Below are 24,292 nucleotides of genomic sequence, written 5' to 3' on the forward strand. Positions count from 1 at the left end.
CTATAGGGGATTTAATGCGTTAATTAATCGAATTTCTTCATAGTCTACTAAATCGGTTAGGAATATAGTACGTTCGTTGATTTTATTTTGTTGCAATAATTTTGTGCGTTGTGTGCCAATTAATAATGGGCTGTCGGGGGTGAACCATTGTGAGCCTTGGCGCAATATGAGATTGCCGATAGTACAATCGGTGATTTTGCCTTGTTTAACGATAATGATTTCATCGCAATCACCTTTTTGTTTTAGCAATTCGTTGAAAATGGCACGGTTGCTATATTTTAGGTGGTAGTCAATGTCATCGCAAATCACCGGCTGGAAGCGTTGGTAACTTTTGCGTTGATAGGGAAAACAGTGCAGGCGATATTGCATGGCGTTGTAGTCGATACGGCAGCGGATAATCGGACTTTGAAGATTTGCCCAAAGTGCGGTGTTTTTTTGCAGAATTTTTGCGAGGGAAAAAATTTCATAAGATTGGTCTGCATAAAATTCACGCAAGCTATGTTCATAACGCTGTTGGTGTAGGGTAAGGTTTTGTACTTGTCCGTTTTCAATACATAGGGTTTCAAACAGGGGAAAATTCATTATTTTGTTCCTTGCTGAGATTTAAGTGGGACATAAATTTTCTCTAACAATTCTTTATATTCTTGCTCTACTTGGCTTTGAATGGTAATGCCGCCACCGCTGTGGAAAGTATAGTTTCCGTTTTGCTGAGAAATAAAGCGGATGGCTACTGCACTTTCTAGGCTTTCGCCGTTAAAAATACCAAACACGCCGGTGTAATAGCCCCGTGGTCCTAATTCTGCTTGTTGAATGGTGGCAACAGTTTTTTCTTTTGGGGCACCGCTGATCGATCCTGCAGGTAAAAGTTGGCTGAGCATTGTGCCGATTTTGGCTTGCCAGTTTTCCTTAAGATCGGCGCAAATCTCTGAACTTGTCTGCCATATCGCACCACGTTCGGTGAAAATCTTTTCTAAGTAACGAAAACGCTTTACTTGCACATTTTCCCCTACGATAGCCAGATCATTACGCATTAAATCCACAATAGTGTAATGTTCCCGTTGTTCTTTTTCGCAATTGAGTAATTGCTTCTCTGCATCAGGCAAGTTGGCATTAATCGTGCCTTTCATTGGGTAAGTGAAAATTTGGTTATGTGCGATTTTCACGAAAGGTTCAGGGGAAAAACAGACAAACTCGTTTTTAAACAAGAGTTTATATTTCGCTTGCGTGGCAGAAAAAAGCGTATTGAGATCGTAATTTATTGCAATCGGTGTGGCATAAGTCAGATTAAGTAAATAGGAATTTCCTTGCTGTAACGCGTTTTGCACAATCTCAAAACCTTGCTGATAAGTGGCAAAAGCAATGGGGAATTTTTCTAGTTTAAAGGGCTGATTTGGGCTGGCTTGTTGTGCCATTGAAAGATTATTTTGGCTTGCAAATTCAAACCAAATGCCTTGCTTTGCACATTCTGCAAGGGGGAAAATAATGGGCTTTTGCTGTTCAAAATCAATTAAAAAGAAAAAGGGCGTGCGCTGCGCACCTAAACGGTTGGCTTGTTGTACAAAGTGATTAAATGGCATAAGGGCGATGAATCAAGTAAGATAACAAACATTTTGGTCATTGTAGTGAATCCCTGAGATGAACACAAATTTATTAATTATCAATAATCACGATTCTTTTACCTATAATTTGGTGGATTTAATTCGTCAAATTAACGTGCCATTTTCCGTATTGAATGTGGAACAACTAAGCCTTGATGAAGTGGACAATTTCAGCCATATTTTGATTTCCCCCGGCCCTGATGTGCCAAGTGCTTATCCACAATTATTTGCCATGCTGGAACGCTATCAGCATAGCAAATCAATTTTGGGTGTTTGTCTTGGACATCAAACCCTGTGCCAGTTTTTTGGTGCGACTTTGTATAATTTGCCACAAGTGCGACACGGGCAGGCGAAACAAATCAAAGTGCGGTCAAATTCTGCTTTATTTTTAGGATTGCCAGCACAATTTCAAATTGGACTTTATCATTCTTGGGCGGTGTCCGCGGAGAATTTTCCATCAGAATTAGAAATTAGTGCTATTTGTGAAGACGATGTGATTATGGCAATGCAACATCGCTATTTGCCAATTTATGGCGTGCAATTTCACCCTGAATCCTATATTTCAGAACAGGGTAAAGCATTAATTGCCAACTGGTTGAAAACTTAAAGCTATCAAATATTTAATAATAAATAGTTTTAGACTATCAAATCTATTATTTATATCCATTTTCTTTTTAAGGGATTAATCCTTATGATGTCTATACCAAAAGAGAGGAGAACATACTATGGCAACAAATATTGGTTTAGACAAAGCAACTTCAGAAAAATTGGCACAAGAACTCAATAACTTACTTGCTACTTATCAAGTTTTTTATATGAATGTGCGTGGTTATCATTGGAACATTAAAGGGGTAAATTTCTTTGAATTACACGCAAAATTTGAAGAAATTTATGATGATTTGGTGGTGAAAGTTGATGAAATCGCAGAGCGTATTTTGACTTTAGGCTACACCCCAAGCAACGCGTTCAGCGAGTATTTAACCAAATCTTTAATCAAAGAACATACAGGCGTGAGTGCGGCGCAAGACTGTTTAAGTGGCACGTTAAGCGGTTTCAAAACCTTGTTAAAACAGCAGCGTGAAATCTTAGCGTTAGCTGCTGATGCCGATGATGAAGGCACGGCTTCACAAATGAGCGACTACATCAAAGAGCAAGAAAAATTAGTGTGGATGTTTACTGCCGCTTGTGAAAGCTGTAACAGTTAATTTTTCTAATAAAAAGTTAACAAAAAACCACCGCTCTTTTAAAGTGCGGTGGTTTTTTCATTGATTTTGCGGATCAATGCTGATTAACGCGGAATAGTGCCAATCAGCCTCATAGCTAATTAATATTGGCTTGGATCATAACCGTAATAAGCATTGGTTAAGATCACTTCCATATCTTCCACTAATGGCAAGCGTGGGTTCGCCGGTGAGCATTGGTCTTCAAAGGCAAGCAAGGCAATATCACGGCGTGCGTCAAGCCAAGTTTGTTCATCAATGCCTTGTTCTTTGAAGGACATTTGAATTCCCACTTTCATCGCTAAATCATAACAAGCTTGTGCGAAAGATTTCACGCCTTCTTCTGGGGTTGCGCAAGGCAAGCCGAGCATACGTGCGATTTCTTGGTATTTCACATCCGCTTTGTAATGATTGTATTTTGGCCAAGTTGCCACTTTTTGCGGACGTGTGCCGTTATAACGAATCACGTGCGGCATTAAAATCGCATTGGTGCGTCCGTGTGGGGTGTGGAAACGACCGCCAATTTTGTGTGCGAGTGAGTGGTTCATTCCTAAGAACGCATTGGCAAATGCCATTCCCGCCATTGTTGATGCATTGTGCATTTTTTCGCGCGCTTGCGGATCTTTTTCTTTCACTGAACGCTCAAGATTTTCAAACACTAATTTAATCGCTTGCAAGGCTAAGCCATCGGTGAAATCGTTGGCAAGTACTGAAACATAGGCTTCGGTGGCGTGTGTAAGTACATCTAAGCCGGTATCTGCGGCAACGTGAGCTGGCACAGTCATTACCAGCGCCGGATCAACAATGGCAACGGTTGGCGTGAGTGAGTAATCAGCGATTGGATATTTTTTATCCCCTTCGGTGATCACCGCAAATGGCGTAACTTCAGAACCTGTACCTGAAGTGGTAGGAATACCAATAAAGCGTGCTTTGCGTCCTAATTGTGGGAATTTGAACGCACGTTTACGAATATCCATAAATTTCTGTACGAGATCGCGGAAATCCACTTCAGGTTGCTCATAGAATAACCACATTACTTTCGCCGCGTCCATTGATGAGCCACCACCTAGGGCAATAATGGTGTCTGGTTTGTAGCTACGGATTAGCTCAACCCCACGGCGTACGGTTTCAATGCTTGGATCTGGCTCAACATCGGCGAATAATTGATAGGTAACGTGATTGCCGCGTGCGGTAATTTGTTTCGCAATTTTTTCTACAAAGCCTAAATCTACCATTGTGCGGTCGGTGATGATCACCACACGTTCCATTCCTTTCATTGATTGTAAATATTGGATTGAATCCCGTTCAAAATAGATTTTTGAAGGCACTTTAAACCATTGCATATTATTTCTCCGTCTGCCCACTCGTTTAATATTTAATAAATTCACCGCACTGACGTTGTTGCCTACGGAGTTTTTACCGTAAGAACCACAACCAAGGGTTAAAGATGGCAAGAAGGAGTTATAAACGTCCCCGATACCTCCGAAAGTGGACGGTGAATTCCAAATCACACGAATGGCTTTTACACGCTCACCAAATTCTTTGGCAAGGGCAGCGTCTTTGGTGTGAATGGCTGCAGAATGGCCTAAACCGTTAAATTCCACCATTTGCTCGGCAAGTTTCACCCCTTCTTCACGGGAATGGGATTTAAGCAAGGCTAGCACTGGGGAAAGTTTTTCACGGGTGAGTGGTTCTTTTGGCCCAACTTCTTTACATTCAGCTAAAAGAATATTGGTTTTTTCTGGCACGTCAAAACCTGCTTGTTGTGCGATCCAATGGGCGGGTTTACCCACTACGTTGGCGTTTAATTTTGCCCCTGCACAATTTGCACTGTTCGCTTTCGCGCCGAACATAAATGCTTCCAACATCGCTTTTTCTTTTTTATTTACTAGGTAAACGCCGTAAGATTTCATTTCTTTAATGAAATCGTCATAGATTTCTGCATCAACAATCGCCGCTTGTTCAGAAGCACAAATCATTCCGTTATCAAAGGCTTTGGACATTACAATATCGTGTACCGCTTGTTGAAGATCAGCGCTTTTTTCGACATAAGCTGGCACATTTCCTGCCCCTACACCTAAAGCAGGTTTACCGCAAGAATAAGCCGCCTCAACCATTGCGTTACCGCCTGTGGCTAAAATGGTTGCGATACCAGGGTGTTTCATTAAGGCAGCTGTGCCTTCCATTGATGGCGTTTCAATCCATTGAATACAATGTTTTGGTGCACCCGCTGCCACTGCGGCATCATAAACAATACGTGCCGCGTGAGCGGAAGATTGTTGCGCAGAAGGGTGGAAAGCAAAAATAATTGGGTTACGGGTTTTAAGGGCGATAAGGGCTTTGAAGATGGTGGTGGAGGTTGGGTTAGTGGTCGGTGTGATACCACAAATCACCCCGACTGGGTCGGCAATTTCAGTAATGCCTGTGACATCATCTTCACTAATCACCCCAACGGTTTTTAGATTTCGCATATTATTCACCACATATTCGCAGGCAAATAAATTTTTCGTTGCTTTATCTTCAAACACGCCGCGTCCAGTTTCTTCATAGGCATGCATTGCTAGCACACCGTGCTGATCGAGCGCCGCCACCGAGGCTTTCGCCACAATGTAATCAACCTGTTGTTGATTAAGTTGGCGGAATTCTTCTAAGGCAACCAAGCCTTTTTCCACCAAGGCGTTCACTTCTGCTTGAGCTGGGCTAATTGTGTTTTCAACCACGTTACTCATAATGATTTCTCCTAAAGTTTATAAATTGATAATTTTGTAATATGAAAATTATACCTATTTGGAGTACGTGAGGCTGAAACAATTTTGCATTAAAAAACTAAACGCTGATCTAGATCAAAGTTTATAAAATTCTTATTTTACAATTACTTAACCTTAATTTAACAACTTTTTAAGAGAGAAATGTCCTAGTGCAAGAAGCGTATTTCTGTGAAATGTTTAAGTGTATTTTAATACCTATTGAAATAGCGAAAAACTACCGTTCCCTATGCTCTTTAAATGCCACGTTAGAGGCACCTTTAGCTAACATTCTAAGTTGTAGAATTACCCGATCTTTAAGTTGGTCGCGCTCCTCTTTTGTCATGTCTAAGGCATTTGCGCCAGCGGCAAAAACGAGGGTTGCAATTCCTTCAGCTTGTACATAAGCAATATGGCGTGGATAATTATTTTTATCAGCAATATACTCAGTTAATTCATCAATAAAATGTTTAATCTCACGAGCTGTAGCCGTGCGGAATGCGTAGGATGTACCTGAGCTTTCACGTAGTAATAGTCGAAATACATTTGGGCTATGGGTAATAAATTCAAAGAATGTATTGATTGATATGACAATTACGCTACCACCATTTTCAAGGCGTTTACGGGCTTGGCGCATTAGTTGACGTAGCATTAACCCAGCCTCATCAACCATTTCTAGACCTAGTTCATCCATGTCTCGAAAGTGGCGATAAAACGATGTTGGTGCAATGCCCGCTTCTCTTGATACTTCTCTTAAGCTTAGATTGGAAAAACTTTTTTCTGCACTCAGTTGATTAAAGGCCGCATTAATTAAGGCTCGTCTTGTTTTCTCTTTTTGAATTGCTCGAATGCCTGCCATGTTATCTCCGGTTTTACTGAAGGATTGCTGTTATAATATGACTAATTTTGCTTGCAATACGTTCGTAACGCATTTTCAATGGTGAACCAGGTCGATAAGCCAAGGTAATAGAACGAGAAGGTTCTGGTTCACAAGGTAAATATTTGACTCCAGTTCGATTCCCTTCATTACGTACGGCTAATTCTGGCATTAAGGTCATTCCTGCATTTGCTGAAACCATATTGCGTAATGTTTCAAGGCTAGTAGCTTGAAAATGCGTATTTTCTTTTGCGCCAGCGGTAAAGCAATAGCCTAGAGCTTGATTGCGTAAGCAGTGACCATCATCTAACATTAACATTTCACAACCTTTGAGCTTTTCCATTTGCATATGTTTCCATTTAGCCCAAGGGTGCTCTTCAGAAATAGCAAGTAACATTTTTTCTTTAAAAAGTGGTACTTCAATAAATGCTTCTGTTTCGGGAACGCTAGCAAGAATAGCACAATCTAAACGACCATTTTCTAGTTGTTCTAAAAGTTGGTGAGTTTGCGCTTCATATAAAAATAGCTCTAAATCGGGAAAGGCTTGTTTTAACGCAGGCATAATATAAGGCAGTAGGTAAGGCCCGAGAGTTGGGATGATTCCAATATGCAATGGGCCGGTCATTTCTTTACCTTGATTGCTTGCCATTTCTTTGAGTATTTTTACTTCCCTTAGTATGGTACGAGCTTGTTCTACAAGACCTAGTCCCGATTGAGTAAAAAGAACTTTGCGGCTAGTTCGTTCTAATAAAATAATGCCCAGTTCATCTTCCAACTTGCGGATTTGCCCACTTAGGGTTGGTTGGCTAACGTGGCAGGCATCTGCGGCTCGGCGAAAATGTTTGTGTTCGGCGAGCGCCACTAAGTATTCTAAATCACGGATATTCATCGTTTCCTCTGCTTTCCTCATCATAGAAAGGAGCAATTAAAAGAATAGGTATTAATCGTTTGTAACTATATCACGATTTTCACTATAATTCACCCCGTCAATAAGAAATCATTATTTTAATCGTAATAGGAGAAAGATTATGACAGCAACAATGGAAGGAAAAAAAGTTCCTCAAGTAACATTCCATACTCGTCAAGGCGATCAATGGGTTGATGTAACCACTTCAGATTTATTTGATAACAAAACGGTCGTGTTATTTTCATTACCCGGTGCGTTTACCCCAACTTGTTCATCAACACACTTACCACGTTATAACGAATTAGCGTGTGAATTCAAAGCCTTAGGTGTGGACGATATTATTTGTTTATCTGTAAATGACACTTTCGTAATGAACGCGTGGAAAGCGGATCAAGAAGCAGAAAACATCACTGTAATCCCAGATGGTAACGGTGAATTCACTGATGGTATGGGTATGCTTGTTGATAAAGATGACCTTGGCTTTGGTAAACGTTCTTGGCGTTATTCAATGCTTGTGCGCAACGGCGTGGTGGAAAAAATGTTCATCGAGCCAAATGAGCCGGGTGATCCGTTCAAAGTGTCTGATGCAGATACAATGATCAAATACTTAAAACCTGATTGGCAAGCAAAACCTTCAGTGTCTATCTTCACTAAACCGGGCTGCCCATTCTGTGCGAAAGCAAAAGGTTTGTTAAAAGAGAAAGGTTACACCTTTGAAGAAATCGTATTAGGCCGCGATGCAAGCACCATCTCTGTGCGTGCGATTACGGGTAAAACCAGCGTGCCACAAGTATTCATCGGTGGGGAGTACATTGGTGGAAGCGATGATTTAGAAAAATACTTCGCGAACTAATAAACCATTGACTCCATAGCATAAATTAGAAACTTCTTATAAAAACCTTTGGCTAATTCTTGTGATTAGCCTTTTTTATACCTTTAATAGTGCGGCGGTGGGGTTTCTTCTGCTTGGCTTGCAATATTAGATGGCTGCAAATCTTTTAACTTCGCGGCTAAATGACGCAGCTGTAACTGCATTTTCTCAAGTATAAATTGTTGTTCTACCAAGGCTTGGTTTAATTCTTCAATGGCGTGTTCCTGAAACGCCACTTTTGTTTCTAATTCGGCAATTTGTTTTGCTTGCTCAAGTTGAATTTGCATAAATAATCCTTCGTGTTATGTTTAAAATGTATAATGAATTATCAACAGACCCATAAATAATGGTTGTTAAATTGCTCAATACAATTTAACCTATCAAACATTCTGACTCATTATAAAGGATGATAAACAATGTTAAAAATTCAAAAATTCTCTCTTATCACACTTGCATTAAGTGCGGTGGTTTCTGGCTCAGTTTTTGCCGATCAAGCAACGGACAAAAAATTCAATGATGAAGCCTCTTATGTGGTGGGTTATGCTACAGGAAAACAATTCCTTGAAACCTTAATCAACGATCAAAAAGATGTGATCAGCTATGACAAAGTCCGCGTATTACAAGGCGTGAAAGATGCGTTAGACGGTAAAGCTGATTTAACTGATCAACAAATCCAAGAAAAATTAAAAATGATTGGCGACAAAGTGTATGAAGCACGCCAAGCGAAAGTTCAAGCCGAAAATGAAAAATTTACCGCTGACTTTATGAAAAAAGATGGTGCGAAAAAAACTGCTTCAGGCTTAATGTATCGTATTGAAAAAGCTGGTGAAGGGGCGGCGCTCAAACCTGATGATATGGTAAAAGTGCATTACACAGGAAAATTAGCCGATGGCACTGTGTTTGACAGTTCCGTAGAACGTGGTCAGCCAGCAGAATTCAAATTAAATCAAGTCATTAAAGGCTGGACAGAAGGGCTTCAGTTAGTGAAAAAAGGCGGCAAAATTGCCCTGCTTATCCCAGCAGATTTAGCCTACGGAAAACAAGGTTCAGGCCCAATTCCACCTAACTCAACCCTTTATTTTGATGTGGAAGTATTAGACGTTACCCCTGAGAAAAAATAAAAAAAAACACCGCACTTTGTATCCATTGAAAGAAAAGTGCGGTGGATTTTTCCATTATTTTGAGATAAACCCAATGCTAACGGATAGACGCCCTTTTACTGATGAAGATCGTGCGATTTTAAATTCCTATGTGGCGGTGGTGGACGGCGTGAGTGCATTAATCGGCAGTCATTGCGAAATCGTGCTGCATTCTCTCGAAGATTTTGAACATTCTGCCATTTGCATTGCCAACGGGCATAACACCCACCGCAAAGTAGGATCACCGATCACCGATTTTGCCTTAAAATCGCTCAAAACAATGCAAACGGAGAATGTTTCTAAGCCTTACTTTACCCGTGCGAAAGGCACAGCGTTGATGAAATCCGTCACCATCGCCATTCGCAATCAAGAAAAACGTATTATTGGTTTGCTGTGCATTAATATTAATTTAGATGTGCCGATGACCCAATTTATCCAAGCACTTATGCCGCCTGCAGAGCAACAGTCAGCTTCTGAAGTGAATTTTGCCAGCTCGGTGGAGGAACTGGTTAGTCAAACCATCGAACAAACCGTAGAAGAGATCACCGCTGATCGTTTAGTGGCGAACAATAATAAAAATCGCCAAATTGTGCTTTCGCTCTATGAAAAAGGCATTTTTGACATCAAAGATGCCATCAATTTGGTGGCGGAGCGTTTGGATATTTCACGCCATACGGTGTATTTGTATATTCGCCAAATCAAGCAAGATGAGATGAAATAATGCGCTATGTGATCGCGGTAAAACAGGCTGTTTATGGCTCACAAGGGGCATTTTTAGCCTATCAACTTGCTCACGCCTTGCTTGAGAAAGGGCATCAAATCAGTCAAATCTTTTTTATGCAAAATGGCGTAAGTAACGGCAATGGTTTTGTGTATCCCGCCAATGATGAATTTCATTTACAACAGCATTGGCAAGCCTTGAGTGAGCAGTATCGTATCCCTTTGCATCTTTGCATTGCGGCTTCGCAACGCCGTGGTGTGGTGGACGTGTTAAGTAGCAAAGATAAACAGCAAGACAATCTGGCAGAAGGCTTTGTGTTAGCTGGACTAGGTGAATTTAGCCAAGCCGTGCTGCAAGCAGATCGAGTGATAACCCTATGATTAAATTGGCTTTTGTGTTTACCCAACCGCCTTACGGTACAGCCACTAGCCGAGAAGGCTTAGACGCACTCCTTGCCGCCACCGCCTTTTGTGATGAAAGTGAAATTGCGGTATTTTTTCTTGATGACGGGATTTTCAATCTCATCGCCAATCAACAAAGTGAAAAAATCTTACAGAAAAATGTCAGTCAACCTTTCAAATTACTGGAATTATACGACATCGAACAGCGTTACCTGTGTCAACAGTCCGTACAAGCCTTACATCTTGAAAAAGCAAATTGGCTACTGGATTGCGAAATATTGCCCCGTGCGGCGTTAATGGAAAAATTACAACAAGCAGAAAAAGTGTTGACCTTTTAATATGTTTTTCATTCTTTCTTTAAGGAATTATTATGCTTTATACTTTTGCCAAAGCCGATTACGATAGCCAAACCTTGGCTCGCTATTTTGCGCATTTTACTGAACAAGATTGCCTTATGTTATGGCAAGACGGCGTACTACTCCCTTTCAAGCATCGCGAACTTTTCTGCCAATTAGCTGTGCCTTGTTATGCACTAGAAAATGACATCTACGCTAGAAATCTCCAAAAAATCGCACCGCACTTTGTTAATCCAGATAAAAATAATGAAAGTAAAGTGAAATTGATTTCTTTGTTGGATTTTGTGGATGTGACGGAGAAATACTTTCCACAAATTGCAATTTAATAGATCAATAACAAAAAATAAGGCACACCCTGAAAATAAAAGCGTGCCTTTTATATTGTGAATATTTGTATTTAATAGTAAGAGTGCTCACCACGTTGGTGTTCGGTAATGTCTTTTGCCCCTTTTAATTCATTTGGGAATAGGCTGACCAGCTGTTTTTCAACGCCATCTTTTAGGGTTACATCGACCATTGAACAACCATTACAACCTCCACCAAATTGTAAAATTGCATAACCATCTTCTGTCAGATCAATTAAAGTGATATGCCCACCATGCCCCGCCAGTTGTGGGTTAATTTGGGTTTGAATGACATATTCTACGCGTTCAATTAAAGGCGCATCGTCTGCCACTTTACGCATTTTGGCATTAGGGGCTTTAAGGGTAAGCTGTGAGCCTAATTCTTCCGTGACATAATCAATTTCCGCGTCTTCCAGAAACGGTAAGCTTACTTCATCAACAAAGGCGGAGAACGTATCATATTTCATTTCGGTATCAGTGGCTTCCACGCTGTTTGGCGGGCAGTAAGATACCCCACATTCCGCACTTGGTGTACCGGGGTTAACTACAAAAATGCGGATATTTGTGCCTTCTTCTTGCTGATCTAATAAACGGCGAAAGTGAGTTTGTGCCGCTTCAGAAATAGTAATTTGTTGCATTATTTATTCCTCAGTAATACTTGAGTTAGATAGTCAGGCATAATACCGCTAGATAGACTTTTTTTCCACTTTTTCTTTTATTCGGTGTTTTCTATAATCAATGGATTGTTAAGTGTGGAAAGCCCGTGCTAATCCCCAAACTTGAATATTTTCCACCCCTAACTGACGAAAGTGTTTGGCGATTTCATTTAACGTTGAGCCTGTGGTGATCACATCATCGACCAATGCAATAGAACGATAATTTATCCTTTGGTTGGCAAACTTAAAGGCCTGCCTTAAATTTTGCTTGCGCGCCTTAGCGTTTAAACCAAGCTGAGGCGGTGTACGTTTTATCCGTTGAATAAATTGCGAATGGCAAGGAATATTCAGCCATTTAGCTAAATGTTTAGCTATTAAATGTGATTGGTTATAACCCCGTTTCCATTGACGGAAATGATGTAATGGAACTGGAATAACTATCTCTGGGATACGAATAAAGTGTTGTCGTTTAGCATCTATGACTGCAAGTAAGAGTAATCGTGCTAGGGTTTTATCAAGCCAGAATTGGTGCTGGAATTTGAAATTTTTTATTATTTCAGACAAAGGTGGTGTATAACGCCCAATCACGACCATTTGATCCCAATATGGTCTTGAGTTGAGACAACATCCACAGTGCAAAACGTAATTTGAGGTAGGCATTCCACAGCAACCACAATAAGTATAGCGTTCAATAGTACGACTGCATTTCGAACATAACCCTGCATTCTGTATTGATAAAATTTGATGGCATAATATGCATCTAAAAGCTAAAAAATTCATAAAATTTTTACCGCACTTTTACTTTAACAGGATTTAATTTAAGAGAGCGGCTCAACAAGTAAACTTTTTGCAATTAATTTTTCGATCTTGATCGCAATAATGGTAAACTTTGGTCTAAATTTTAGACAAAGAGAGTAAAGAAATGACAGAGAGTTATCCTCTTCAACATAATAATCACCAGCAAATCAAAGCGGTATTTTTTGATATTGATGATACCTTGTTTCGCAAACATAACGGATTTTTGCCTGAAACTGCCAGACTTGCTATTCAAAAATTGCAAGATAATGGTATTTTAGTTGGCATTGCCACTGGGCGTACACGTTGTGCTTTTCCTGAAAAAATCAATCAAATGATTGAGCAACAACACATCGATACCTTTGTAACAATGAATGGGCAATATGCTGTTCATCAAAATAACGTGATAGAAAAGCACCCACTGCAGCCTCATAAAGTGCGAAAATTAGTGAGTTTTTTTGATGCACATAAAATTGCTTATGCCTTTGTAGCAAGTGATAAAGTGTGTGTTTCTGAAATTACCCCAAGATTAAAAGAAGCGCTTGATCCGATCACCACAACTTACCAAGTGGATAAAACTTTTTTTGAACATAATGAAGTGTTTCAAGTGTTGGCTTTTTATGCTGATGATCAGGATGAATTGGTAGCCCAAGCACATATTTTAGATGATCTCAAAAGTGTGCGTTGGCACGAAAACTCGGTGGATATTTTCGATGCAGAAGGCTCAAAAGCCCGTGGTATTGCGGCTATTGCACGTCATTTAGGTTTTACTTTAGAAAATGTTATGGCTTTCGGCGATGGTTTAAATGATATTGAAATGCTAAAATCCGTTGGTATTGGCGTTGCAATGGGGAACGCCCACGAAGAATTGAAAAAAGTGGCGGATCAGGTCACTAGTGAATTAGAGCAAGACGGGATTTATCAAGGGCTACGGAATGCGGGGTTGATCGAATAATACACGATTAACCTTTAAGTTTTATGGTATAGCTCCTGCGATTATAAGGTTTGATTACGTTATTGGACAAATCAAACAATATAGTTTTGTATAAAAATGTAAGGACAATTATGGCTACTTTACAAAATGTTCTTGATGAACCAAACAAAAACACCATTTTTATGGTGTGGAATTTCCACGATGGTGTGGACGTAAAACCTGCGTTCCAACAACTTTGCGGATTAATTGGCAATCTTAATAATTCGGCGAAAACCCGTTTTCCCGATGCTAAAGCCAGCGTAGTAATGGGCATTGGATACGATGCGTGGCTGCGTCTTGATTTGCCAAAGCCATTGCCAAAAGAGCTTGCACCTTTTGAACCAATTAAAGGCGCAAAATATACTGCCGTGGCAACCCGTGGCGATTTGCATTTCCATATCCGTTGCGATCAACCAAGCTACTGCTTTGATATTGCACAAAATATCACTGATGTATTACACGATGTGGCGAAATGTGTGGTGGATATTCAAGGCTTCCGCTATTGGGACGGACGCAGTATTCTTGGCTTTGTGGACGGCACAGAAAACCCACACGATCCAGAAGACCGCATCTTATTCGGCACCGTAGGGGAAGAAGACCCAGCTTACCAAGGCGGTAGCTATTTGTTCGTACAAAAATATGTTCACGATATGCAAGCGTGGCGTGCGCTACCATTAAGCGAGCAAGAAAAAGTGTTTGGCCGCTCTAAAGCAGATGACATTGAAATGGACGATGATACCAAACCCGCTAACAGCCACAGCGCATTAGCTAACGTGGGTGATGATCGCAAAGTCATTCGAGACAATATGCCATTTTCTGCTAACGGCGAAGCGGGAACTTATTTCATTGCTTATGCCAACACTTTCAGCACCGTGCAAGCAATGTTAAACAATATGTTTATCGGCAACCCTGTAGGTAACTACGACCGCTTACTTGATTTCAGCCGCACTCACACAGGTTCGCTTTTCTTTGTACCAACCTTAGATATGTTGGATGAATTTGCGGAGTAATTGTCTCCAATAAATTAAGAGCCACATAATGTGGCTCTTAATCTTTAGGTTTAAAATTATCTGAATTTATCTAATACCCTGCTACTTTTCCAACCCTCATTAGTTAGGATCAAGACTGTACGTTGCTGCTTTTCAATTTTATCTAAACGTCGTTCAAATAATTTTTCTAATTCACTATCATTTGCCCAAGGCGCAACATTTTCATAATCTACTGTATAATTAACTCGCGAGATCTTTTCTCCTGAGTTAGTTTCACTTGGTTCAGTAAAAGTTCCTACGGAAGCCAGTTTTAATATGCCTGTACAAAATTCACCCCGAGAAAACATACTACCTGAATTAAAAAAAGCTTTACCTTGTTCTGTAACATTATAAACATTGACGTTAAGTACTTTTTTAGTTCCCCAATCTACTTTTTCAAATTTATCTGCTTTTTGGGTAAGTAATCCCAACTTAACAAGATAATTCGCTTTTTCAAGCGATTCTTGAGTGTGTTGATCTGGCTTATCAGTATTTAAAACTAATGTCGCAGTATGGAGCGGAGACTTTTCAGAAACATATTCACCAGAAGGTAAAGAAAGACAAATCGCGGGTTTATTCTGTAAGGAAAGTTGTTCTTCAATGGCTTTCGCAAAATTTTCTTTATTGGCAGCTTTTGGATCGCTACAAGCGGTTAAAAATAGACTTGCAAAAAGAGTGGGAAAAATTAGTTTATTGACGATTGACGATTGACGATTGACGATTGACGATTGACGATTGACGATTGACGATTAGGCATTTTATTCTCCTTACTTTAGTTGTAAATAATTCTTGTATAATAAATGCAAGAATTATTCTAGCAAACGGTTTCTAAAAGGCAAGGTATTCAATTAAAAATGCGTATTTACTATATCAAAACTTCAAATAAAACCCTTTCGTCAGTGCCACAAAGTCAGGGTGGTATTGATTGTTTTCGTCATAAATAATCAGTTGTGAATGCTGCATTGGCGCGGGCTGTTTGCGGAAAGTGAGCAGCAGGCGTTGTGCGGGCTTGCCGATTTTTGTGATCACATCACATTGTTCTGTGCAATAAAGTGCGGTGCTTTTTTGCAAGATTTTTCCAGCTTCATAGGGTAGGATAAATTGAATTTTCCCCTGTTCATTTAAGCATTGTGCTGCCACATTGAGCCAGTCGTTATGGCTTTGTTCAAGGGTGTAGCGGGCAAGATCACGTTGTGCGTTTTTGCAAGCCTGTGCAGGTTCAAAATAGGGCGGATTAGCCACAATTAAATCAAAAAAGTGCGGTGGATTTTGTGCGAATTTTGCAATATCCATTTGATATAGCGAGATTTTCTCAGCCCAAGGGGAAGCTTGAATATTTTCCTGTGCTTGTTCTGCCGCAGCATTATCAAGCTCTACCGCACTAATATGACAATCTTGCTCCGTACGTTGTGCCAACATTAACGCAATTAACCCCGTGCCTGTGCCGAGATCTAAAAGTTTTTTTGCCCCTTGAATATCTGCCCAAGCGCCAAGCAAAATGCCGTCAGTTCCCACTTTCATCGCACAGCGATGATGATTAACCTGAAACTGCTTAAAGCGAAAGCCTTGATTTTTCTTTGCCATAAACTTCCCAAAAATTGACCGCACTTTACACCTAAAGTACGGTATAATCTGCACTTATTTTCCTAATAGTAACAATAAATATGAACTTAGCACAATTTGAAGAATTGGATCTCGCACCAGAATTATTAAAAGCCTTAGCGAAAAAAGGCTATCAACGCCCCACTGCCATTCAGTTGGAAAGTATTCCAGCGGCAATGGCGGAGCGAGATGTGCTAGGCTCAGCGCCGACTGGTACGGGAAAAACCGCCGCTTTCTTATTGCCTGCCTTGCAACATTTGCTGGATAATCCACGCCGTAAACCCGGCACGCCAAGGGTGTTGGTTCTCACCCCAACCCGTGAGTTAGCGATGCAAGTGGCAGAGCAAGCGGAGCAATTAGCGCAATTTACCAACCTTGATATCACCACTATCACAGGCGGTGTGGCGTATCAAAATCACGGTGAAGTGTTTAACAGCAACCAAGATTTGGTGGTCGCCACGCCAGGGCGTTTGTTGCAATATATTCAAGAAGAAAATTTTGATTGTCGCGCAGTAGAAATTCTGATTTTTGATGAAGCGGATCGAATGCTGCAAATGGGCTTTGGACAAGATGCGGAAAAAATTGCTGCTGAAACCCGCTGGCGTAAACAAACCTTGCTGTTTTCTGCTACGTTGGAAGGGGAGCTGCTAATGGATTTTGCTGGGCGATTACTCAATGATCCCGTGCAAATTGATGCTGAACCAAGTCGCCGTGAGCGTAAAAAAATCCAACAATGGTACTATCACGCAGACAGCGATGAGCATAAAGTGAAATTGCTCGCCCGTTTTATTGAGCAGGAAAAGGTGAGCAAAGGTATTATTTTCGTTCGCCGTCGTGAAACCGTGCGAGAGCTTTCCGACACCTTGCGCAAACGTGGTATTCGTAGCACCTATTTAGAAGGGGAAATGGCGCAAACGCAACGCAATAATGCCATTGATAAACTCAAAAATGGCGTAGTAACCGTGCTGGTTGCCACCGATGTAGCCGCACGTGGGATTGATATTGATGACATCAGCCACGTGATGAATATGGATTTGCCTTACAGCGCAGACACGTATTTACACCGCATCGGACGCACCGCCCGCGCAGGCAAAAAAGGGGTGGCCGTGTCTTTCGTAGAAGCCCACGATTATAAACTGCTCGGCAAAATTAAACGTTACACCGAAGAGTTGCTTAAACCACGCATTATCGAAGGTTTAGAACCGCGCACCAAAGCTCCGAAAGATGGTGAAGTGAAAAGCGTCAGTAAAAAACAAAAAGCGCGTATTAAGCAGAAACGAGTAGAAAAGAAAAAATCAGAACAGCAGAAAAAAACTAAACTCCGCCATAAAGACACTAAAAATATTGGTAAACGCCGTAAACCTAAATTACAAGGAAATGAGCACGAGGGAAAATAATCATTTAAAAGTATTTTGACAGCTATTTTCTGGATATGAAGATTATTTTTTCAGACGTTTGCGTTTTCTGTGATAAGTAAAATGTGGTGTATTTTGTTTTTCTTTATGATGGCGAACGGCAATAGGATTCCCTTCTGATAATTGATGCTGTTTAATGCGGCGGCGCCCTAATAAATAATGAATGGAGCTAGCAAATAGTCCCCCAGCTAGAAAAACAATAATCAGTTCACCATAAAGGCGGTTAAAAATTTGATTAATTTTACCTTGTGTTGTTTGACCATATTTATGGTTAAATGTGACACGGAGAAAACCTTCAACGCCATTCATAGAATAAATTGGTTCGACAATTTGTTGGTTTGGACGCTCTTCTAGCTTTGTTTCGGTTAATCCTAATTGTTGACGTAGCTGGGTAGAATTCGAACTTTGCGCTAATAATTCACCTCGTGACGAGTAAATAGAAGCATCAATAATAAAATTTTCTTTAACAAAATTATCTAAATTTTCGGTTAATGATTCTGATGTAGTTTGGTTGATCAAAAGCCCAAATAAATTTGCTTGTTGGCGAACTAATAAATGAGAAAGATGAGTAACTTGGTTCACACTTGCTAACTGTGAACCTAACTTAAATTGCTGTACGCCAAATAAGATCACACCAATAGTGGTGAGACCAAATAGAATGATCATACTGAACATGACGATTTTTAGCACTTTTTGTTTGATAAGTTGCACGTTATTTTTCCTAAAATTTGAGAAAGTAGGCTAGAATAAGACATTATTTTAGTCTATTTATAGTTTGACGGCATAATAAATCATCCAAAGACCGATAATTTACAGGATTTTCTATGCAAACACAAAATCTCAGCCAGTTACAACAATATTATCCTAACCAGCCTTGCTCACTGCAAAAGGGGCTGACTGTTTCTGCAGGACAGGATTATTTTATGCTTTATGGCGAAAGCTTAGATCTTGCCAAATTACAGCAATTTCAGCAAAAGTGCGGTGAAAATTTTACGATTTTTTCCTATTGGATTGAGGCGCATAACCTTGCAGTACTGTTGCAAGGTTATTGGCAAGCACAATGGCAAGAATATGCTCATCAGTTAGAAGTGGATATTGCCTTGCTCAATTTTTCCGCTCGTTTGCAGAAAAAAGGCTTATTAGTGATGGATATGGATTCTACCGCCATTCAAATTGAGTGTATTGATGAAATTGCGAAATTGGCTGGTACGGGTGAGCTGGTATCTGAAATTACAGAACGTGCAATGCGCGGTGAATTAGATTTTGAGCAAAGCCTGCGCCGTCGTGTGGCAACGCTAAAAGGTGCGAAAGAACGCATTTTGCAACAAGTGCGAGAAAAATTGCCGCTGACTTCAGGTTTAGTGGAAACCATTCAAGGGTTGCAAAAATACGGCTGGCGAACCGCCATTGCGTCAGGTGGTTTTACTTATTTTGCGGATTATTTAAAAGCAGAATTAGGCCTTGATTCCGCGGTTTCCAACCAATTTGAGATTGTGGACGGTATTTTAACTGGTGAAGTGCAAGGGGCTGTGGTGGACGGACAATATAAAGCGGAGACTTTGCTTCAATTGAGCGAACAATATCATATTCCAATGGAAAACACCGTTGCTATTGGCGATGGGGCAAATGATTTACCAATGATGAAAGTTGCCAATCTTGGTGTGGCATTCCACGCCAAGCCGAAAGTGCAACAACAGGCACAAATTGTGGTAAACTTTGCGGACTTAACCGCCCTACTATGTATTTTAGGTGCGAATGACCGAATAATGAAAAACGAGGAGTAATTATGCCTTCATTTGATATTGTTTTTGAATTAGACGCACACGAAGTGCGTAATGCGGTAGAAAATGCCAACCGTGATTTAGCCAACCGTTGGGATTTTCGCAACGTGCCTTCTTCTATCGAATTAAACGAAAAAAATGAAACCATTAAAGTGGCGAGTGAGTCCGATTTCCAAGTGGAGCAGCTGGTGGATATTTTGCGTAATGCTTGCATTAAGCGTGGCATTGATTCTGCGTCATTAGATATTCCTACGGAATATGAACACAGCGGTAAAACGTTCAGCAAAGAAATTAAACTGAAACAAGGTATCGAAACGGATATGGCGAAAAAACTCACCAAGTTGATCAAAGAATCCAAGCTCAAAGTACAAACCCAAATTCAAGGAGATCAAGTGCGTGTAACGGGGAAATCGCGTGATGACTTGCAAGCAGTGATCCAACTGGTGAAAAATGCCGAGCTGGGCCAACCGTTCCAATTTAATAATTTTAGAGATTAAGAACGATTCTAAAAAAAAGGTCGCCCTTTTGCTCGGCGACCCTTTTTATTAGTAAATACTGAAAGCTTGAATATAAGGCAATTTTCCTCTAGCGAGCATTTTTTCGATCCCACTTTGGTGATTTGTTCCTAATCCTTTTAACTCAAAGTTTATCCCAATGGCGTGATCATAAATCACTTCATTGCTTTTTTGCCCTTCTTTGCTAGTTACATAACGACGTGCACCAACGCTTACGGACCAGCAGCAAGTGTTATATTTCACACCGAGATATTGCTCAACGGGTTTTTTCAAAGCCAGATCTTGGTAGTAATGCCCAACCACAGCCCATCTGTCGGCAATTTCCCACGCTGCCACTAAACCAAGCTGTTTAATATCTTGATTATACGCATTTGCGCCCGTGAGATTTTGGTCGATATATTCTTGGCTTGCATAACGATAACTTAGCTGAATCAGATTATTGCCACTTGGGTTATATTCCAATACGGTATTTGCAAGGGAGGTTTGGTGCAAGCTGGTATCATATTGATAGCTACCACGCCAATTCCATTTTGGACTAATACGCCAGTTGCTTTCTAATGACCAAGATGAGGTGGAACGATCACTGCTATTGCTTGGATTATTATCAATACGCGAATCGTTGAGATAATAAATTTGCCCTAAAGACAGGTTAAAACGTTCGTTGCCTTCTTGATCGTAAAAACGCGTTGTTCCCCCTAAGGTGAACTGATTTGCTGATGCGATACGGTCTAAGCCACTATAACGGCGATCACGGAATAAGGAAAAATAATCTTGTTGCAATAAGGCAGAATCATAACCAAAACCAAGATATTGACTATTTAATTTTGAGCCGATATTACTTTGATCCTTATAAGGACGATAAAGATATTGAATATGAGGTTCAATAGTTTGCGTATAGCCGTCAAACAAGGTTTCTTTGCTGGCAAGCAAGGTTTGCAAATCCACTTTCACTTGTGGCAACACGCGGGTTACAGAGCGTTCAATCTCTTCTGCATTTTGCCCTTTCCCTTTGGTTTGATTATAGTGCGTTGCGTAAAGTTTGGTTTCAATATTCAAACTGCCATAACGATTCGCAAGGGGAATATTAAGGCTTGGCTCAATGTGATAACGCCACGCTTTTGGCATTAAGGCGCTGTCATTCTCAAAACGAGAAATTTGTGAGAATAAACGGAAATCCATTAAACCGTTAGCAAGTCCATCACGATAATAATTAAAATCTAGCTGTGGAAAAACGCGGTAAGGCCCAATATCCACATCATCAAATACTTGGAATTGCTTCGCCGATAGGGAGAAATTGTAGTTTGGTTGATAGTAGGCTATGCGGAAATTTTGATCGGCATAACCGTCCGTGCTGCGTCCGTAAGCGGAATCAAAATCTGAGAAATAACGCTTATCGCTGACTCGGGTGTAATCCACGTTTAAACGCCAATTTTGTAAGAAACTGGAACTGTGTCGCCAGTGGAATAAATGGCGTGAGCGATTATCTTCTTGGTACTCATCATAGCGATCACTGCCTACATATTCGCCCGCAATTAACCCTTCGCCAAGCTGTGTGAGATAGCGTGCTTCACCATTAAATTGCCAGCCACGTTTTGACATATATTTTGGTGTTACCGTCATATCAAAATTGGGTGCAATGTTCCAATAAATAGGCTGTGCATACCAATAACCATCACGGCTAGACGTTCCTGCACTTGGAATGAGCAAGCCTGAACGACGGCGGTCGCCAATTGGCAGTTGTAAATAAGGTGTATAGAAAATTGGCACACCGTGAACTTTAAAGCGCGCGTGCCACATTTCAGCATATTCTTCTTGGATATGCTGACGCATTTCAGAGGCTTCAATCGTCCAGCTATTGTCATCAGGCAAACAAGAAGTAAAGGTGGCGTTTTTCAATAAGCGATAATCATTGCGTAGCTCAACGTGCTGTGCTTTACCACGCCCTTGACGGCCAACAAATTGGTAATCAGTGCCTTCTACATCCGCATCTTTAGTATTCAGGTTAATCTTGGCGGAATCACCTAATAGATTGATTAGATTATCTTTATAATCAAAGCCATTTTTCGCATAGGCAAAGCGTTGCAGATGTTGCCCCTCACCCGTTTGAATCACTTCCGCCACTTGCGTTTTTAAATGGCGATTGCCTTGTTGAATATCCACGTCCCCTTCGTAACGTGCATTAACAGGCTGATTTAACTCTGCGCGATCGGCTTCAATATAAACTGGCAATTCGTTTGGATCGCCTTGCACCACTTCCCCTTGAAACTGTGGTACGCCAGCTAAACATTGCTGCTGCAAACTTGCCCAACTTGGCGCGCTATAAAGTGCGGTCAAAATTGAGAAAGAAAGCATTGTGTAGTAATTTTTTTTCATTAATAACCCATTTTGTTTTTAGGTGTAGAAATTAACCCGATTATAAAGAAAAACCGCTCAAAAAGCATTTTATTTATGCTTACAAAAACAGGTGTTGAGATGATCATTCACCAAGCCCATTGATTGCATAAAGGCATAACAGGTGGTTTCGCCCACAAAGACAAAGCCACGCTTTTTCAACGCTTTCGACAAATTTTTTGAGGTTTCGGTTTTTGCGGGTACGGCAGATAAATCCGGCACATCATTGATTTGTGGCTGATGATTAACGAATGCCCAAATAAAATCGCTGAAATTTTCACCGCACTTTTCCATCGCTAAATAGGCTTTGGCGTTTTTCGCAATGGCTTCTAATTTGGCGCGATGACGAATTAATCCCGCATTTTGCATACATTCATCAAGATCTTGTTCTGTCATCTGAGCAATTTTTTCAGGATCGAAATGAAAAAAGGCTTGCCGATAATGTTCGCGTTTTTTCAACACTGTGATCCAAGAAAGCCCTGCTTGTTGCCCCTCTAAACAAATTTTCTCAAATAATTTTAAGCTGTTATATTCTGGCTTGCCCCATTCATTATCGTGGTAATCTTGATAAATTGCCGAACCTTCTGCCCAACTACAACGTGTTTTCATTTTGTTTTCCTTATATTGTGATCCTGATCACAGATTTTATTTCCCTAAGGTTTTCTACCGCGCCAAATTTAATTTAGAATCTACCTATCAATACCAAAGCTAAAATAGCTATATGTGCATTGGTAAGATGTGATATTGTATGCGAACTTAACTAACAATCAAATGAGAGGTAACTATGACAACACAATTAGAAGCATTACGCGAAATGACCGTGGTTGTGGCAGATACAGGGGATATTGAAGCCATTAAAACCTACCAACCACAAGACGCCACCACCAACCCATCACTCATTTTAAGCGCCTCTGCTTTGCCTCAATATGCACCATTAATTGATGAAGCCATTGCTTATGCCAAAAGCAAAAGTGCCGACAAGGCACAGCAACTGATTGATGCAGAAGATAAATTAGCGGTAAACATCGGCTTAGAGATTCTTAAAATTGTGCCGGGACGCATTTCTACCGAAGTGGACGCACGTCTTTCTTACGATACGCAAGCGACTGTTGAAAAAGCGCGTAAATTAATTGTACTTTATAATGAAGCAGGTGTGTCTAATGATCGTATTTTAATTAAAATCGCCTCCACTTGGCAGGGGATTCGTGCAGCAGAAATCCTTGAAAAAGAAGGCATTAACTGTAATTTAACCCTTTTATTCTCAGAAGCCCAAGCGCGTGCTTGTGCGGAAGCGGGCGTGTATTTAATTTCTCCATTCGTGGGACGTATTCTTGACTGGTACAAAGCTAACAGCGATAAAAAAGAATACGCACCAGCAGAAGATCCGGGCGTCATTTCAGTGACTAAAATTTACAACTATTACAAACAGCACGGCTATCAAACCGTAGTAATGGGGGCAAGTTTCCGTAACGTAGGCGAAATTACTGAGCTTGCAGGTTGCGACCGCTTAACTATCGCGCCAGCGTTGTTAAAAGAATTGCAAGAGAATAACACCGCACTTGTGCGCAAACTAGATTACACTGGCGAAGTGAAAGCCAAACCACAACCGCTTACTGAAAGCGAGTTCTACTGGCAGCACAACAGCGATCCAATGGCAGTAGAAAAACTGGCTGAAGGCATCCGCAAATTCGCCATCGACCAAGAAAAATTAGAAGCGATGCTATTGGCGAAGTTTTAATTTGCTTTTTGCGATTCCTCCACTACCGTTTCGTGGAGGATTTATGAAAATAAATTTGTTATTTTTATTAAATTTAAAGAAAAAAACCACCCATTAAGGGTGGTAAATAACCTAAGGAACCAATTTTTTTAACAACGATAAATTGTATTTATCTGTTAAAAGGATACTAACATAACTTTACAAAAATTTACAAATGAAATTTTGAAAAATAGCTAAATTT

Annotated in this window: 27 protein-coding genes; 14 read left to right on the plus strand and 13 right to left on the minus strand. The window is 40.5% G+C overall.

The genetic code is table 11. The features are described 5' to 3' along the window. Both L5B71_RS08355 and L5B71_RS08360 read right to left on the minus strand, forming a co-directional pair. Entirely contained in the window at positions 1–582 is a 582-nt protein-coding gene (locus L5B71_RS08355; RefSeq protein ID WP_265757933.1) for an aminotransferase class IV family protein, read from the minus strand. Beyond that, a complete protein-coding gene (locus L5B71_RS08360) occupies positions 582–1,577 on the minus strand; it encodes an aminodeoxychorismate synthase component I (RefSeq protein WP_265757934.1) in 996 nt (331 codons plus the stop codon). The genes L5B71_RS08355 and L5B71_RS08360 overlap by 1 nt, the downstream gene beginning before the upstream one ends. A gap of 58 nt (positions 1,578–1,635) precedes the next feature. On the opposite strand from L5B71_RS08360, the gene L5B71_RS08365 reads away from it, so the two are divergent. Further along, positions 1,636–2,205 carry an anthranilate synthase component II gene (locus tag L5B71_RS08365; protein ID WP_265757935.1) on the plus strand — a complete coding sequence of 190 codons (570 nt, stop codon included), beginning with the start codon at positions 1,636–1,638 and terminating at the stop codon, positions 2,203–2,205. A 118-nt stretch (positions 2,206–2,323) separates the two neighbouring features. Next, positions 2,324–2,803, plus strand: coding sequence for a Dps family protein (locus tag L5B71_RS08370; protein ID WP_103853920.1), 480 nt, complete (start codon positions 2,324–2,326; stop codon positions 2,801–2,803). A gap of 119 nt (positions 2,804–2,922) precedes the next feature. On the opposite strand, the gene adhE is transcribed toward L5B71_RS08370, so the two are convergent. The 3 genes from adhE to oxyR form a co-directional block, all read right to left on the minus strand. After that, positions 2,923–5,547, minus strand: coding sequence for a bifunctional acetaldehyde-CoA/alcohol dehydrogenase (gene adhE / locus L5B71_RS08375; protein ID WP_265757936.1), 2,625 nt, complete (start codon positions 5,545–5,547; stop codon positions 2,923–2,925). 253 nt (positions 5,548–5,800) lie between these two features. Next, positions 5,801–6,421 carry an HTH-type transcriptional repressor FabR gene (gene fabR, locus L5B71_RS08380; protein ID WP_265757937.1) on the minus strand — a complete coding sequence of 207 codons (621 nt, stop codon included), beginning with the start codon at positions 6,419–6,421 and terminating at the stop codon, positions 5,801–5,803. A 13-nt stretch (positions 6,422–6,434) separates the two neighbouring features. Continuing rightward, entirely contained in the window at positions 6,435–7,328 is an 894-nt protein-coding gene (gene oxyR, locus L5B71_RS08385; protein ID WP_265757938.1) for a DNA-binding transcriptional regulator OxyR, read from the minus strand. Between the two features lie 139 nt (positions 7,329–7,467). Here oxyR and L5B71_RS08390 point away from each other — a divergent pair, with 139 nt between their 5' ends. After that, positions 7,468–8,199, plus strand: coding sequence for a glutathione peroxidase (locus tag L5B71_RS08390; protein WP_265757939.1), 732 nt, complete (start codon positions 7,468–7,470; stop codon positions 8,197–8,199). A gap of 83 nt (positions 8,200–8,282) precedes the next feature. Here L5B71_RS08390 and L5B71_RS08395 read toward each other — a convergent pair whose 3' ends face one another. Next, complete coding sequence (locus L5B71_RS08395) at positions 8,283–8,504, minus strand: SlyX family protein (protein ID WP_265757940.1); 222 nt, start codon at positions 8,502–8,504, stop codon at positions 8,283–8,285. 129 nt (positions 8,505–8,633) lie between these two features. Here L5B71_RS08395 and L5B71_RS08400 point away from each other — a divergent pair, with 129 nt between their 5' ends. The 5 genes from L5B71_RS08400 (at position 8,634) to L5B71_RS08420 (ending at position 11,160) form a co-directional block, all read left to right on the plus strand. Then, positions 8,634–9,338: an FKBP-type peptidyl-prolyl cis-trans isomerase gene (locus tag L5B71_RS08400; RefSeq protein WP_265757941.1), complete on the plus strand. Its 705-nt coding sequence runs from the start codon at positions 8,634–8,636 to the stop codon at positions 9,336–9,338. Between the two features lie 73 nt (positions 9,339–9,411). Further along, on the plus strand, positions 9,412–10,077 hold the full coding sequence (locus tag L5B71_RS08405; protein WP_265757942.1) for a helix-turn-helix transcriptional regulator: 666 nt from the start codon (positions 9,412–9,414) through the stop codon (positions 10,075–10,077). After that, positions 10,077–10,457 carry a sulfurtransferase complex subunit TusD gene (gene tusD / locus L5B71_RS08410; RefSeq protein WP_265757943.1) on the plus strand — a complete coding sequence of 127 codons (381 nt, stop codon included), beginning with the start codon at positions 10,077–10,079 and terminating at the stop codon, positions 10,455–10,457. The genes L5B71_RS08405 and tusD overlap by 1 nt, the downstream gene beginning before the upstream one ends. Next, positions 10,454–10,816: a sulfurtransferase complex subunit TusC gene (gene tusC / locus L5B71_RS08415; RefSeq protein ID WP_265757944.1), complete on the plus strand. Its 363-nt coding sequence runs from the start codon at positions 10,454–10,456 to the stop codon at positions 10,814–10,816. Before tusD ends, tusC begins: the two co-directional genes overlap by 4 nt. Before the next feature lie 32 nt (positions 10,817–10,848). After that, positions 10,849–11,160: a DsrH/TusB family sulfur relay protein gene (locus L5B71_RS08420; protein ID WP_265757945.1), complete on the plus strand. Its 312-nt coding sequence runs from the start codon at positions 10,849–10,851 to the stop codon at positions 11,158–11,160. A gap of 71 nt (positions 11,161–11,231) precedes the next feature. On the opposite strand, the gene nfuA is transcribed toward L5B71_RS08420, so the two are convergent. Next, positions 11,232–11,816 (minus strand): Fe-S biogenesis protein NfuA, encoded by a 585-nt coding sequence (gene nfuA, locus L5B71_RS08425; RefSeq protein ID WP_265757946.1) that lies wholly within the window; start codon positions 11,814–11,816, stop codon positions 11,232–11,234. Positions 11,817–11,924: 108 nt separating this feature from the next. Continuing rightward, complete coding sequence (locus tag L5B71_RS08430) at positions 11,925–12,614, minus strand: amidophosphoribosyltransferase (RefSeq protein WP_265757947.1); 690 nt, start codon at positions 12,612–12,614, stop codon at positions 11,925–11,927. Positions 12,615–12,756: 142 nt separating this feature from the next. Between L5B71_RS08430 and L5B71_RS08435 the strand changes: the two genes are divergently transcribed. Together L5B71_RS08435 and L5B71_RS08440 are read left to right on the plus strand one after the other, a co-directional pair. Then, complete coding sequence (locus L5B71_RS08435) at positions 12,757–13,584, plus strand: Cof-type HAD-IIB family hydrolase (RefSeq protein WP_265757948.1); 828 nt, start codon at positions 12,757–12,759, stop codon at positions 13,582–13,584. Positions 13,585–13,694: 110 nt separating this feature from the next. Beyond that, on the plus strand, positions 13,695–14,612 hold the full coding sequence (locus L5B71_RS08440; RefSeq protein WP_265757949.1) for a Dyp-type peroxidase: 918 nt from the start codon (positions 13,695–13,697) through the stop codon (positions 14,610–14,612). A gap of 56 nt (positions 14,613–14,668) precedes the next feature. On the opposite strand, the gene L5B71_RS08445 is transcribed toward L5B71_RS08440, so the two are convergent. After that, on the minus strand, positions 14,669–15,061 hold the full coding sequence (locus L5B71_RS08445) for a hypothetical protein (protein ID WP_265757951.1): 393 nt from the start codon (positions 15,059–15,061) through the stop codon (positions 14,669–14,671). 439 nt (positions 15,062–15,500) lie between these two features. Beyond that, positions 15,501–16,214 (minus strand): tRNA1(Val) (adenine(37)-N6)-methyltransferase, encoded by a 714-nt coding sequence (locus L5B71_RS08450; protein WP_265757952.1) that lies wholly within the window; start codon positions 16,212–16,214, stop codon positions 15,501–15,503. Positions 16,215–16,294: 80 nt separating this feature from the next. On the opposite strand from L5B71_RS08450, the gene srmB reads away from it, so the two are divergent. After that, the gene (srmB, locus tag L5B71_RS08455; protein WP_265757953.1) at positions 16,295–17,629 is read left to right on the plus strand and encodes an ATP-dependent RNA helicase SrmB; all 1,335 of its coding nucleotides are present in this window, start codon (positions 16,295–16,297) and stop codon (positions 17,627–17,629) included. Between the two features lie 42 nt (positions 17,630–17,671). On the opposite strand, the gene L5B71_RS08460 is transcribed toward srmB, so the two are convergent. Continuing rightward, the gene (locus L5B71_RS08460) at positions 17,672–18,358 is read right to left on the minus strand and encodes a YtjB family periplasmic protein (protein ID WP_265757954.1); all 687 of its coding nucleotides are present in this window, start codon (positions 18,356–18,358) and stop codon (positions 17,672–17,674) included. A 113-nt stretch (positions 18,359–18,471) separates the two neighbouring features. Between L5B71_RS08460 and serB the strand changes: the two genes are divergently transcribed. Both serB and L5B71_RS08470 read left to right on the plus strand, forming a co-directional pair. Beyond that, positions 18,472–19,431 (plus strand): phosphoserine phosphatase, encoded by a 960-nt coding sequence (gene serB / locus L5B71_RS08465; protein ID WP_265757956.1) that lies wholly within the window; start codon positions 18,472–18,474, stop codon positions 19,429–19,431. A 2-nt stretch (positions 19,432–19,433) separates the two neighbouring features. Continuing rightward, complete coding sequence (locus L5B71_RS08470; RefSeq protein WP_265757957.1) at positions 19,434–19,925, plus strand: YajQ family cyclic di-GMP-binding protein; 492 nt, start codon at positions 19,434–19,436, stop codon at positions 19,923–19,925. 48 nt (positions 19,926–19,973) lie between these two features. On the opposite strand, the gene lptD is transcribed toward L5B71_RS08470, so the two are convergent. Both lptD and L5B71_RS08480 read right to left on the minus strand, forming a co-directional pair. Beyond that, positions 19,974–22,316: an LPS assembly protein LptD gene (gene lptD / locus L5B71_RS08475; RefSeq protein ID WP_265757958.1), complete on the minus strand. Its 2,343-nt coding sequence runs from the start codon at positions 22,314–22,316 to the stop codon at positions 19,974–19,976. A 69-nt stretch (positions 22,317–22,385) separates the two neighbouring features. Further along, positions 22,386–22,943 (minus strand): DNA-3-methyladenine glycosylase I, encoded by a 558-nt coding sequence (locus tag L5B71_RS08480; RefSeq protein WP_265757959.1) that lies wholly within the window; start codon positions 22,941–22,943, stop codon positions 22,386–22,388. A gap of 175 nt (positions 22,944–23,118) precedes the next feature. Here L5B71_RS08480 and tal point away from each other — a divergent pair, with 175 nt between their 5' ends. Then, positions 23,119–24,072 carry a transaldolase gene (tal, locus tag L5B71_RS08485; protein WP_265757960.1) on the plus strand — a complete coding sequence of 318 codons (954 nt, stop codon included), beginning with the start codon at positions 23,119–23,121 and terminating at the stop codon, positions 24,070–24,072. Positions 24,073–24,292 lie beyond the last annotated feature (220 nt).

Source organism: Avibacterium sp. 21-586, from assembly GCF_026226775.1.
GTDB lineage: Bacteria > Pseudomonadota > Gammaproteobacteria > Enterobacterales > Pasteurellaceae > Avibacterium.